Here is a 12,682-nt window from a genome sequence, read left to right on the forward strand (position 1 = left end):
GAACTGGGTTCAAAAAACCTATATACGAGAGTGAAGAAAGCCGGTGATTCGCAAGGCACGCCGCAGCTTTACGACAACAGGGAAAATCTCGACAGAATGAGCGATACATCCGCGACGGAAAACGGCGTAAGCACCGAATATGGCGCAGATTCCATCAAGGTTCTGAAGGGCCTCGATGCCGTGCGCAAACGCCCCGGCATGTATATCGGCGATACCGATGATGGCTCCGGCCTTCACCACATGGTCTATGAAGTCGTCGACAACGCGATCGATGAAGCGCTTGCCGGCCATGCCGACATCGTCACCGTTACCCTCAATCCGGATGGCTCGGTGACCGTCACCGACAATGGTCGCGGCATCCCGACGGACATTCACACCGGCGAAGGCGTGTCGGCTGCCGAAGTCATCATGACGCAGCTTCACGCCGGCGGTAAGTTCGACCAGAATTCCTACAAGGTTTCCGGCGGCCTGCACGGTGTCGGCGTCTCCGTCGTCAACGCGCTGTCCGTCTGGTTGAAGCTGAAGATCCGCCGTCACGACAAGATCCATGAAATGAGCTTCACCCATGGCGTGGCCGATGCTCCGCTGAAGGTTACGGGCGACGCGCCGAATGAGACCGGCACGGAAGTGAGCTTCATGCCGAGCACCGGCACCTTCACCATGACGGAGTTCGACTACGGCACGCTGGAGCATCGCCTTCGCGAGCTCGCCTTCCTGAATTCAGGCGTCCGCATCCTGCTGACCGACAAGCGCCATTCCGACATCAGGCGGGAAGAACTGCGTTATGACGGCGGCCTCGAGGCTTTCGTCGCTTATCTAGACCGCGCCAAGAAGTCGCTCGTCGACAAGCCGGTTGCCATCCGCGGCGAAAAGGACGGCATCACCGTCGAAGTCGCGATGTGGTGGAATGACAGCTATCATGAGAACGTGCTGTGCTTCACCAACAACATTCCCCAGCGCGACGGCGGCACGCATATGGCCGGCTTCCGCGCAGCGCTGACGCGCCAGGTCGTTTCCTATGCCGACAGTTCCGGCATCACCAAAAGGGAAAAGGTAACGCTGCAGGGCGAAGACTGCCGCGAAGGTCTGACGGCGGTTCTGTCGGTCAAGGTGCCCGATCCGAAATTTTCCTCGCAGACCAAGGATAAGCTCGTTTCCTCGGAAGTCCGTCCTGTCGTCGAAAGTCTCGTCAATGAGGCGCTGAACACCTGGTTCGAAGAACATCCGAGCGAAGCCAAGATTCTCGTCGGCAAGGTCGTCGAGGCCGCCGCCGCACGCGAAGCGGCCCGCAAGGCCCGCGAGTTGACCCGCCGCAAGGGCGCACTCGATATCGCTTCGCTGCCGGGCAAGCTCGCCGACTGCTCCGAGCGTGATCCGACAAAATCCGAAGTCTTCCTCGTCGAGGGCGATTCTGCCGGCGGCTCGGCCAAGCAGGGCCGCTCGCGCGAGAACCAAGCGATCCTGCCGCTGCGTGGCAAGATCCTGAACGTCGAACGCGCCCGTTTCGACAAGATGCTGTCGAGCCAGGAAATCGGCACATTGATCACCGCCCTCGGTACCGGCATCGGCAAGGACGAGTTCAATGTCGAAAAGCTGCGCTACCACAAGATCATCATCATGACGGACGCCGATGTCGACGGCGCCCATATTCGCACCCTGCTGCTGACCTTCTTCTTCCGCCAGATGCCGCAACTGATCGAGCGCGGTCATCTCTATATCGCCCAGCCGCCGCTCTATAAGGTCTCGCGCGGCAAGTCGGTGCAGTATCTGAAGGATGAGAAGGCGCTCGAAGAATATCTCATCAGCCAGGGCCTGGAAGATGCTTCGCTGAGGCTCGGTAGCGGCGAGGTTCGCGCCGGCCAGGATCTGCGCGAGGTTATCCTCGATGCTTTGCGCATGCGCGCGCTCCTAGACAATCTCCATTCGCGCTACAATCGTTCCGCCGTCGAACAAGCGGCGATTGCCGGCGCCCTCAACGCCGAGCTCGCCAGCGACCCGGCCAGAGCGCTGGCGCTGGCAAACGAAGTGGCTGGACGCCTCGACATCATCGCCGAGGAAACCGAGCGCGGCTGGCGGGGCGATGTGACAACCGACGGCGGTCTGCGCCTCGAGCGCATGGTCCGCGGCGTCAGGGAACTCGTCGTGCTCGACATGGCGCTGATCGGTTCCTCGGATGCCCGTCACATCGACCAGCTGACGGCACGCCTCAAGGAAATCTATCAGACGCCGCCGTCTCTGCATCGGCGCGAAGGCGACGTCGAAATCTCTGGCCCGCGCGCCCTGCTCGACGCGATCTTCGCAAGCGGCCGCAAGGGCCTCACCATGCAGCGCTACAAGGGTCTTGGCGAGATGAATGCCGAGCAGCTCTGGGAAACGACGCTCGATCCGAACGTGCGCTCGCTGCTGCAGGTCAGGGTCAACGACGCCACTGACGCCGATGGTCTCTTCGCCCGCCTGATGGGGGACGAAGTCGAGCCTCGGCGCGAATTCATCCAGGAGAATGCGCTGAGCGTTGCAAACCTCGATATCTAATTGTTATTTCAGAAATAAATGGCCCCGCTATCTTTAGGATGGCGGGGCTTTCGTTTGCGCGATATCTGCTTGGCCTTTGGCGTCGCTCAATTCACGACGAAGCGGCCGTTGAAGGCGATCTCGGAGAGCGGCTTGCGCTGGCTGGGGAATTCGCGCGCCTGATTGCGTTCGGAAAGAACGCTCTTGTCGGCCAGGCGGCCGACGGCGATGCCTGCTTCGACCCGGTATGCCTCGGGAATGGCGAAAGCCTGCCTGATCTCTTCATGCTTGATGCCACCCATGCCATGGGCGTAAAAGCCGGAGAGGCGCGCCTGGATCGCCAGATGCCCCCATGCCGCACCGGCATCGAAGGAATGGGTGTAGCTCGGCTTTTCCTCAGCCGAGCCGGCAGTCCCCGTGAAGGCGCGCGACACGACGAAGATCAGCGCCGATGCATTCCTTGCCCATTCCTGGTTGGAATCGTTGAGCAATGCGACGAATTTCTCCCAATACTCCGAACCCTTGAGGCCATAGATGAAGCGCCAGGGCTGGTGGTTGGCCGAGGACGGCGCCCAATGGGCGGCGTCGAGCAAACCGAGCAGCTGCGCTTCCTCGATGATTTCGCCGGTAAAGGCGCGCGGCGACCAGCGGTCGAGAAACATCGGATCGATCGGATAGTCGGATTCGCGGTGATTGCTCTTCGTCATGCTTGTTCCAGGGTTTGGGCCAGAAAATTTGGATCGGGGGCTGGGCTTAGTCCGACCAGACGATGTCGAGTTCTTCGCGGAAGGCGAAGCGCTTCAGATGATCGTCGATGACCTGCTGCATCCTTTCCTGTTGCGAGGGATCGGCGACGGAAAGTGTCATGGTCAGCGCCGTATCGTCGGCCGCAAACATCACCTCGGTCGTATCGCTGAACGGCACCCGCCCCTTCAGAGCATCAAAATCGACACTGAACTTGTGGCTCCAGTGTTTGCAGAGCTGCTGCAGGTAGCGGCTCGCATGTTCGGTCCGCACGACGGCCTTCGAGATATGCATTTCGAACTCCACGTCATCTTGACTAAAGCATGTCGCGTAAAAGTGTGCAGCGGTTTTGCGATAACGACATGCGGAGAAATAAAAAACTAAAGCGCAAGGAGCGAATCTGGAAGATTGCGACGTGCTTTAGCGCAGTCATATTTCCTGCTTCACCGGCTTGGCAAGCGCAGCATCGTCGCAGTTTGGGTGTACAGACTGTCTTCATGAGAGCGGCCTGACGCCCGCGTCAAAGCAGGATAATCAACCACCTTAGTCAATCGATTGGGAAGTTGCGCATGCTGGTGAACGGAAAATGGACGGAAGATTGGCAGCCCGTTCAGGCAAAGGACGAGAAGGGCGGCTTTGTCCGTCAGACCTCAAGTTTCCGCAATTGGGTAACCCCGGATGGCAGCGCTGGGCCGACGGGCGAAGCTGGCTTCGAAGCCAGCGCCGGCCGTTACCATCTCTATGTCGCCTATATCTGCCCCTGGGCCTCGCGCACCCTGATCGGCCGCAAGCTCAAGGGCCTGGAAGACGTCATTTCCGTCTCGGTCGCTGAACCGCTGCTGGGCAAGCAGGGCTGGCGCTTCGGTGACTATCCTGGCGCGACGGAGGATCACGTCAACGGCGTAACCTATATGCATGAAATCTATACTAGGGCGGCACCGGATTACACCGGCCGGGCCACCGTGCCGGTTCTTTGGGACAAGCAGAGAAAGACCATCGTCAACAACGAATCCGCCGATATCCTGCGCATGCTGAACAGCGGTTTCGGCGCCCTGGCAAAAAATCCGATCGATCTTTACCCGGCGGAGAGGCGCACCGAGATCGATGCTTTCAACGACCGCATTTATCCTGAGCTCAACAACGGCGTCTACCGCGCCGGTTTCGCCACCACGCAGGTCGCCTACGAAGAAGCCTTTGCCGATGTCTTTTCCTGCCTCGACTGGGTCGAGCAGCAGTTCGAGGGCCGGCCTTTTCTCTTCGCGGATCATCCCACCGAGAGCGATATCCGGCTTTTCGTGACGCTGGTGCGCTTCGACGTCGCCTATCACGGCATCTTCAAATGCAATCTGCGCCGGCTTTCCGACTATGCCAAGCTGCGCGCCTTCTGCCGCCGCATGCTGGATTGGCCGGGCATCGCCGAAACGGTGAACCTCGATCACATCAAGCGCGGTTACTATTCGATCGAAAGCCTCAATCCGACGAAGATCGTTCCCGTCGGCCCTGATCTGGCGGAAATTTTTAGAGCATGATGGCGAGAGATACGGGCGCTTTTCGGCAGAAAAGCACCCAAATCGCGGAAAAGCCGTACCGCTTCCCGGCAAAGCCGTAATGACACCGATGAATAATTCGTTCATAGGTGGTTGCAAATCCGTTTTCGATGAGGAGGAATTCCATGAAGCTGATGCGTGTTGGCGAAGCAGGCAGTGAAAAACCCGCGCTTCTCGATGCCGGTGGCAAGATCCGCGATCTCTCCGGTCATGTCGCCGATATCGGCGGCGAAGCGATCACACCGTCAGGCCTTGCAAAGATAGCGGCCATCGATCCGAAGAGCCTTCCGGAAATCGCACCCGGCCGCATTGGCGCCTGCGTCGCGGGCACTGGCAAGTTCATCTGCATCGGCTTGAATTATTCGGATCATGCTGCCGAAACCGGTGCGACCGTGCCGTCCGAGCCGATCATCTTCATGAAAGCAACATCCGCAATCGTTGGGCCGAACGACAATGTCATCATTCCCCGCGGTTCGGAAAAGACCGATTGGGAAGTCGAGCTCGGCGTCGTCATCGGCAAAACAGCCAAATATGTGACGGAGGCTGAAGCGCTGGATTATGTCGCCGGTTACTGCGTCTCCAATGACGTTTCCGAGCGCGCTTTCCAGACCGAGCGGTCCGGTCAATGGACCAAGGGCAAATCCTGCGACACCTTTGGCCCGATCGGCCCCTGGCTCGTAACCAAGGATGAAATTCCGCAACCGCAGAACCTCGGCATGTGGCTGACGGTCAACGGCCAGAAGATGCAGAACGGCTCATCGAAGACGATGGTTTACGGAGTTGCGTTCCTCGTCTCCTATCTCAGCCAGTTCATGTCGCTGCATCCCGGTGACGTGATCTCGACCGGCACGCCTCCGGGCGTCGGCATGGGCCTCAAGCCGCCGCGTTATCTCAAGGATGGCGACGTGGTCGAACTCGGTATCGAAGGTCTCGGCACGCAGAAACAGACTTTCGTAGCGGATCGTTAACGACGCTTCCTCTTGAGAAACTTAAGTTTTCAGGTCGATAATAGTGCCGGAGATCAATTCTGCGGCATTTCTTGTGTCGGTCTGGTTCGTCCATGTTGCTGTGCAACAGAAACCTGTTAGTCTGCGTTACGTGCCCGCATTACGAAAAGAGTCGATGCCCCTCAATCGGCGTCATCTTTTCGATAGAGAAAGGTGGCGCCTTCCAATGTTTTATCAGCTTTATGAATTGAACCATGCCGCCATGGCGCCGTTTCGCGCCGCGGCCGATATCATGCGATTTGCCTATGCCAATCCGCTGAACCCGTTCTCCCACACGCCGTTCGGCCGGACGATGGCGGCAAGCCTCGAAATGTTCGAACGCACGACGCGCCGCTATGGGAAACCGGAATTCGGACTGAAGCAGACGACGATCGGTGACCGGACGGTGTCCGTCCGCGAAGAGGTCGTCTGGTCGCGACCCTTCTGCGATCTCCTGCATTTCGCGCGCAGTGTTCCAGCCGCCCGCGGCAATGATCCGCGCATCCTGATCGTCGCGCCGATGTCCGGCCACTATGCCACGCTGCTGCGCGGCACGGTCGAGGCGCTGCTGCCGAGTGCGGATATCTACATCACCGACTGGATCGACGCCCGCATGGTGCCGATGACGGAAGGCACGTTCGATTTCGACGATTACGTCGACTATGTCATCGAGATGCTGCATTTCCTCGGTCACGACACGCATGTCATCGCCGTCTGTCAGCCTTCCGTTCCGGTGCTGGCAGCCGCTGCGGTGATGGAAGAAGCCAGGGATCCGCTTTCGCCGGCGTCGATGACGCTGATGGGCGGCCCGATCGACACGCGCATCAACCCGACGGCGGTCAATAAGCTCGCCCAGGAGCGATCGCTGCAGTGGTTCTCCGACAATGTCATCATGAACGTGCCCTGGCCGCAGCCGGGCTTCATGCGCCCGGTCTATCCGGGATTCCTGCAGCTCTCGGGCTTCATGTCGATGAATCTTGATCGCCACCTCGTCGCGCACAAGGAATTCTTCATGCATCTCGTGAAGAACGACGGCGAGCCGGAAAAACATCGCGATTTCTACGACGAATATCTCGCCGTTATGGATCTGACCGCCGAATTCTATCTCCAGACGGTGGAGGAGGTCTTCATCAAGCATTCACTGCCGAAGGGCGAACTGATGCATCGCGGCAAACGCGTTGATCCGGCGGCGATTCGCAATGTGGCGCTTCTGACCGTCGAAGGTGAGAATGACGATATCTCCGGGGTCGGCCAGACAAAGGCGGCGCAGACCATCTGCGTGAACATTCCCGAAGATATGCGCATGCACTATCTTCAGCCGGATGTCGGCCATTATGGTGTTTTCAATGGTTCGCGGTTCCGCCGCGAGATCGCGCCGCGCATCATCGATTTCGTCCGCCAGCATTCGCGTTCTGCCGTGAAGCCTCCGGTCCCGCGTGTCATCAAGGGCGGCCGGGCGGGCTGAATCAGGAATAGCTGAATTAGCAAAACGGATTCAAGGCCTTGTCCGATTTCGCGGGCAATCGTCTTGAAGGCGGTTATTGCGGTAACCACATCGATTTCAGCGTTCGGTATTCTGCCGGGCGCGGAAAGCGAGGGATACCCGCACGATGAACCAGTCAGCATTGCTTCGACCGGATTGGACTCCGGCTACCATTGCCCTGATGATTCTCGGCTTCATGGTTTTCTGGCCTCTGGGTCTTGCCATGCTTGCCTACATCATCTTCGGCGACCGTCTGCGCGGCTTCAAGCGTGACGTCAACCAGGCGACCGATGGCTTCTTTGCCTCCTGCCGCCGCCCGCATGGCCGTCACCGCCCGCACTTCTCGACCGGCAACGTCGCCTTTGACGACTGGCGCAAGGCCGAACTCGAACGGATGGAGGAAGAGCGCCGCAAGCTTGACGAAATGCGCGAGGAATTCGACTCCTATCTGCGCGAACTCCGCCGCGCCAAGGATCAGGAAGAGTTCGATCGTTTCATGCGCGACCGCAGGAACGCCAAGCGCGATGACAACGGCCCGGTCGCTGAATACCAGACACCGTAAACGCCTGAACGATGAATTGATGACCGGCATCTCGCGATGCCGGTTTTTCCATGTCCGCCCTTCCGGCGATCATTTAGATTTGCCGGCGAATCGTATAGAAAACACGCATGTTCTCGCTTCTGAAAACAAGGTCGAAGGCGCGAAAGCCGGCTCCGCCCGAAATGCGGACGCTCGACGTCGCTGGCCGGCTCATGCCGCTGACGATCAAGCAGCATGACCGGGCGACACGCATTACGCTGCGCATCGAACCGGGTGGCCGCGCCTTGAAGATGACGGTGCCGAAAGGTCTTGCGGCGCGTGAGGTCAATGCCTTCCTCGATCGTCACCAGGGCTGGCTGCTCACCAAGCTTGCGAAGTTTTCGACCGATGCCGGCTTGCGTGACGGCGGCGAAATCCTCCTTCGCGGCGTTTCCCATCGCATCCAGCATAGCGGCAGCTTGCGCGGGCTGACGGAGGCGGTTTCCATAGACGGCAGGGCGGTGCTGCGCGTCAGCGGCATGCCGGAACATGTCGGGCGGCGCATTGCGGCCTTTCTCAAGAAGGAGGCGCGCGCCGATCTCGCAAGACTGGCGACGATGCATGCCGCAACGATCCGGGCGCCGATCCGCTCGATTTCGATGAAGGATACCCGCAGCCGGTGGGGCTCGTGCTCGTCGGAGGGAAATCTGAGCTTTTCCTGGCGTATCGTCATGGCGCCGCCTTCGGTGATCGATTATCTCGCCGCCCATGAGGTCGCCCATCTCAAGGAAATGAACCACGGCCCGCACTTCTGGGCCCTCTGCCGTAAGCTTTGCCCCGGTATGGAGGAGGCGAAGTCCTGGCTCAAGCGGCATGGCAGCCAGCTGCATGCCATCGATTTCGACTAGCGCATAACCCCGAAAATCGGAATCGATTTTTCGAAAAGGATTATGCGCAGATTTAAAGCGATAGAGCGTCCCTAGCGCGTGCTTGGGACGCGCGGCGCTCTAGCCGAGAGCCGCGCTAAATTCAGCGTCCGTCGCAAATTGGCTCGACTCTTTCCGCATTTCGTGTCACTTCGCTGCCATGAGACCGGATATCAAGATCTGTGGCTTGAAGACGCCTGACGCTGTCGATCGCGCGCTGAAACGCGGCGCGACCCATATCGGTTTTATCTTCTTCGAAAAGAGCCCGCGTTACATCGAGCCGGACCTGGCGGCAAAGCTTGCCGAACCTGCGCGTGGCAAGGCGAAAATCGTCGCCGTCGTCGTCGATCCGACCAATGACGAACTCGACGAGATCGTGTCGTTGTTGAAGCCGGATATGCTGCAGCTTCACGGCAACGAGAGCCCCGAACATGTGCTGACCATAAAGGCGGTCTATGGTCTGCCTGTGATGAAGGTCTTTTCGGTACGCACGGCAGACGACCTGAAGCGGGTCGAGGCCTATATCGGCATCGCCGACCGTTTCCTCTTCGACGCCAAAGCGCCGAAGGGTTCGGAACTGCCTGGCGGCAACGGTATTTCCTTCGATTGGAGCCTTCTCAGCTGGCTTGACGGCAGCGTCGACTACATGCTTTCCGGCGGGCTGAACAAGGACAATGTCGCAGAAGCGCTTTTCATCACCAAGGCACCGGGCATCGACGTCTCCTCGGGAGTCGAAACTGCGCCTGGCGTGAAAAGCGTCGCGAAGATCGATGAATTTTTTGACGCGGTCGAAAAGGCGAATGCGCCGATGATGGCCTCAGGGAGTTGAGAGTGAACGAGACGCCTAAACCGAATTCCTTCCGTTCCGGCCCCGATGAAGATGGCCGTTTCGGCATTTATGGCGGTCGTTTCGTCGCCGAAACATTGATGCCGCTGATCCTTGATCTGCAGGACGAGTGGAACAGGGCAAAGAACGATCCGGCATTCCAGGCCGAATTGAAGCATCTCGGCGCGCATTATATCGGCCGCCCGAGCCCGCTCTATTTCGCCGAGCGGCTGACGGCCGAACTCGGCGGCGCGAAGATCTATTTCAAGCGCGAGGAGCTGAACCATACCGGCTCGCACAAGATCAACAACTGCATCGGCCAGATCCTGCTCGCCAAGCGCATGGGCAAGACCCGCATCATCGCCGAAACCGGTGCCGGCCAGCACGGCGTCGCCTCCGCGACCGTTGCCGCCCGCTTTGGCCTTCCCTGCGTCGTTTATATGGGCGCCACCGACGTCGAGCGTCAGGCGCCGAACGTTTTCCGCATGAAGCTGCTCGGCGCGGAGGTCAAACCGGTCACGGCAGGCAGCGGCACGCTGAAGGACGCCATGAACGAGGCGCTTCGCGACTGGGTCACCAATGTCGAGGATACTTACTACCTGATAGGAACGGCAGCCGGTCCGCATCCCTATCCGGAGATGGTCCGCGATTTCCAGTCGGTGATCGGTATCGAAGCGAAAGAGCAGATGCTGGCAGCCGAAGGCCGCTTGCCTGATCTCGTCATCGCTGCCGTCGGCGGCGGCTCGAACGCCATCGGTATTTTCCATCCTTTCCTGGATGATCCGTCGGTCAAGATCGTCGGCGTCGAAGCCGGCGGCAAGGGTCTGCAGGGCGACGAACATTGCGCCTCGATCACAGCCGGTTCGCCGGGCGTGCTGCACGGCAACCGCACCTATCTGCTGCAGGATGGTGACGGCCAGATCAAGGAAGGCCATTCGATTTCGGCCGGCCTCGATTATCCCGGCATCGGCCCCGAACATTCCTGGCTGAACGATACTGGCCGCGTCGACTATGTGCCGATCATGGATCACGAAGCGCTCGAGGCTTTCCAGACCCTGACCCGCCTCGAAGGCATCATCCCGGCGCTCGAGCCCTCGCATGCCATTGCCGAGGTGATCAAACGCGCACCGACGATGGGCAAAGACGAGATCATCCTGATGAACCTCTCCGGGCGAGGCGACAAGGATATCTTCACCGTCGGCAAGATTCTGGGAATGGGACTGTAAGACATGACTGCACGCATGGACAAACGCTTTGCCGAGCTGAAGGCCGAGGGCCGTCCGGCGCTTGTGACCTATTTCATGGGCGGCGATCCTGATTATGACACCTCGCTCGGCATCATGAAGGCGCTGCCGGAGGCGGGCTCCGACATCATCGAGCTCGGCATGCCCTTTTCCGATCCGATGGCCGACGGCCCGGCGATCCAGCTGGCCGGCCAGCGCGCCCTGAAAGGCGGCCAGACGCTGAAGAAGACGCTGCAGCTGGCGGCCGATTTCCGGAAGACGAACGATGCGACGCCGATCGTGATGATGGGTTACTACAATCCGATCTATATTTATGGCGTCGAGAAATTCCTCGATGACGCGCTCGCCGCTGGCATCGACGGCCTGATCGTCGTCGATCTGCCGCCCGAGATGGATGACGAACTCTGCATTCCGGCCATCCGCAAAGGCATCAATTTCATCCGCCTGGCGACGCCGACGACCGATGAGAAGCGCCTGCCGAAGGTACTGAAGAACACCTCCGGCTTCGTCTACTACGTCTCCATGAACGGCATCACCGGTTCGGCGCTGCCCGATCCGTCGTTGGTTTCGGGCGCGGTCGAGCGCATCAAGCAGCATACCAATCTGCCCGTCTGCGTCGGCTTTGGCGTCAAGACGGCGGAACATGCAAAGGTCATTGGCGGTTCGGCCGACGGCGTCGTCGTCGGCACCGCGATCGTCAATCAGGTCGCGACCAGCTTGACGAATGACGGAAAGGCAACGGCGGACACGGTTCAGGCCGTTGCCACGCTGGTGCGCGGCCTTTCCACGGGAACACGTTCGGCGCGCCTTGTTGCTGCCGAATAGTTTGCCCACATTGGCACTAAAGCATGTCGCGCAAAGGTGTGCAGCGGTTTGCGGCAACGACATGCGGGAAACCAAAGACCTAAAAGCGTGGCAGGCAAATCTGAAAGATCGCGACGCGCTTCAGTCAATCAGGAGTATTCGAGTTGAACTGGATCACCAACTACGTTCGCCCGCGGATCAATTCCATGCTGGGCCGTCGCGAAGTGCCGGAGAACCTCTGGATCAAGTGCCCGGAAACGGGCGAGATGGTCTTCCACAAGGACCTCGAAGGCAACAAATGGGTCATTCCGGCGTCCGGTTATCACATGAAGATGCCGGCCAAGGCCCGGCTGGCCGATCTTTTCGACAATGGCGAGTTCGAATCGCTGCCGCAGCCGAAGGTCGCGCAGGACCCGCTGAAGTTCCGCGATTCGAAGAAATATAGCGATCGCCTGCGTGACAGCCGCCTGAAGACCGAACAGGAGGATACGATCCTCGCCGGTGTCGGAAAGGTGCAGGGACTGAAACTCGTGGCCGTCGTGCATGAATTCAACTTTATCGGTGGTTCTCTCGGCATGGCCGCTGGCGAGGCGATCGTTAAGGCTTTCGAGCGTGCGACGTCTGAAAAGTGCCCGCTGGTGATGTTCCCCGCTTCCGGCGGGGCGCGCATGCAGGAAGGCATCCTGTCGCTGATGCAGTTGCCGCGCACGACGGTTGCCGTCGACATGCTCAAGGAATCCGGCCAGCCCTATATCGTCGTGCTGACCAATCCAACGACCGGTGGCGTCACGGCCTCCTATGCCATGCTTGGCGATATTCATCTGGCAGAACCCGGCGCCGAAATCGGCTTTGCCGGCAAGCGCGTGATCGAGCAGACGTTGCGTGAAAAACTGCCCGAAGGCTTCCAGACCTCCGAATATCTGCTGGAGCATGGTATGGTCGATATGGTCGTCAAACGTCACGATATTCCGGAAACGCTGGCGCGCCTCTTGAAGATCCTGACGAAGAAGCCGGTTTCTGCGGCGAACGACATGAATGGCGGCGCGATTGCTCTGGCGGCGAGCGCCTGATAACCGACAAGCAGGCGGGGT

General features: G+C 59.5%; 12 protein-coding genes. 10 read left to right on the top strand and 2 right to left on the bottom strand.

Translation table 11 applies throughout. The features are described 5' to 3' along the window. Positions 1–96 precede the first annotated feature (96 nt). The gene (gene gyrB / locus ELH03_RS21650) at positions 97–2,532 is read left to right on the top strand and encodes a DNA topoisomerase (ATP-hydrolyzing) subunit B (RefSeq protein WP_130766627.1); all 2,436 of its coding nucleotides are present in this window, start codon (positions 97–99) and stop codon (positions 2,530–2,532) included. An 86-nt stretch (positions 2,533–2,618) separates the two neighbouring features. Here gyrB and ELH03_RS21655 read toward each other — a convergent pair whose 3' ends face one another. After that, the gene (locus ELH03_RS21655) at positions 2,619–3,218 is read right to left on the bottom strand and encodes a nitroreductase family protein (protein WP_128403873.1); all 600 of its coding nucleotides are present in this window, start codon (positions 3,216–3,218) and stop codon (positions 2,619–2,621) included. Positions 3,219–3,264: 46 nt separating this feature from the next. After that, positions 3,265–3,549 (bottom strand): DUF2218 domain-containing protein, encoded by a 285-nt coding sequence (locus ELH03_RS21660; RefSeq protein ID WP_128403872.1) that lies wholly within the window; start codon positions 3,547–3,549, stop codon positions 3,265–3,267. 275 nt (positions 3,550–3,824) lie between these two features. On the opposite strand from ELH03_RS21660, the gene ELH03_RS21670 reads away from it, so the two are divergent. The 9 genes from ELH03_RS21670 to accD all read left to right on the top strand — a co-directional run bounded on the left by ELH03_RS21670 (position 3,825) and on the right by accD (position 12,661). Next, the gene (locus tag ELH03_RS21670; RefSeq protein WP_130766628.1) at positions 3,825–4,784 is read left to right on the top strand and encodes a glutathione S-transferase family protein; all 960 of its coding nucleotides are present in this window, start codon (positions 3,825–3,827) and stop codon (positions 4,782–4,784) included. Between the two features lie 143 nt (positions 4,785–4,927). Then, positions 4,928–5,770: a fumarylacetoacetate hydrolase family protein gene (locus ELH03_RS21675; RefSeq protein ID WP_128403869.1), complete on the top strand. Its 843-nt coding sequence runs from the start codon at positions 4,928–4,930 to the stop codon at positions 5,768–5,770. Between the two features lie 205 nt (positions 5,771–5,975). Next, positions 5,976–7,253 (top strand): polyhydroxyalkanoate depolymerase, encoded by a 1,278-nt coding sequence (locus ELH03_RS21680; protein WP_128403868.1) that lies wholly within the window; start codon positions 5,976–5,978, stop codon positions 7,251–7,253. A gap of 145 nt (positions 7,254–7,398) precedes the next feature. Beyond that, on the top strand, positions 7,399–7,833 hold the full coding sequence (locus ELH03_RS21685) for a DUF2852 domain-containing protein (RefSeq protein WP_130766629.1): 435 nt from the start codon (positions 7,399–7,401) through the stop codon (positions 7,831–7,833). Positions 7,834–7,940: 107 nt separating this feature from the next. Continuing rightward, a complete protein-coding gene (locus ELH03_RS21690) occupies positions 7,941–8,699 on the top strand; it encodes a M48 family metallopeptidase (protein ID WP_128410363.1) in 759 nt (252 codons plus the stop codon). A gap of 178 nt (positions 8,700–8,877) precedes the next feature. Continuing rightward, entirely contained in the window at positions 8,878–9,546 is a 669-nt protein-coding gene (locus ELH03_RS21695; RefSeq protein ID WP_026230987.1) for a phosphoribosylanthranilate isomerase, read from the top strand. 2 nt (positions 9,547–9,548) lie between these two features. Continuing rightward, positions 9,549–10,769, top strand: a complete 1,221-nt coding sequence (gene trpB, locus ELH03_RS21700) for a tryptophan synthase subunit beta (RefSeq protein ID WP_003544114.1) — start codon at positions 9,549–9,551, stop codon at positions 10,767–10,769. Between the two features lie 3 nt (positions 10,770–10,772). After that, positions 10,773–11,612: a tryptophan synthase subunit alpha gene (gene trpA / locus ELH03_RS21705; protein WP_018068911.1), complete on the top strand. Its 840-nt coding sequence runs from the start codon at positions 10,773–10,775 to the stop codon at positions 11,610–11,612. Between the two features lie 143 nt (positions 11,613–11,755). Then, positions 11,756–12,661: an acetyl-CoA carboxylase, carboxyltransferase subunit beta gene (gene accD, locus ELH03_RS21710; protein WP_018068910.1), complete on the top strand. Its 906-nt coding sequence runs from the start codon at positions 11,756–11,758 to the stop codon at positions 12,659–12,661. Positions 12,662–12,682 lie beyond the last annotated feature (21 nt).

It is taken from the genome of Rhizobium beringeri (assembly GCF_004306515.1).
GTDB classification, from domain to species: Bacteria; Pseudomonadota; Alphaproteobacteria; order Rhizobiales; family Rhizobiaceae; genus Rhizobium; species Rhizobium beringeri.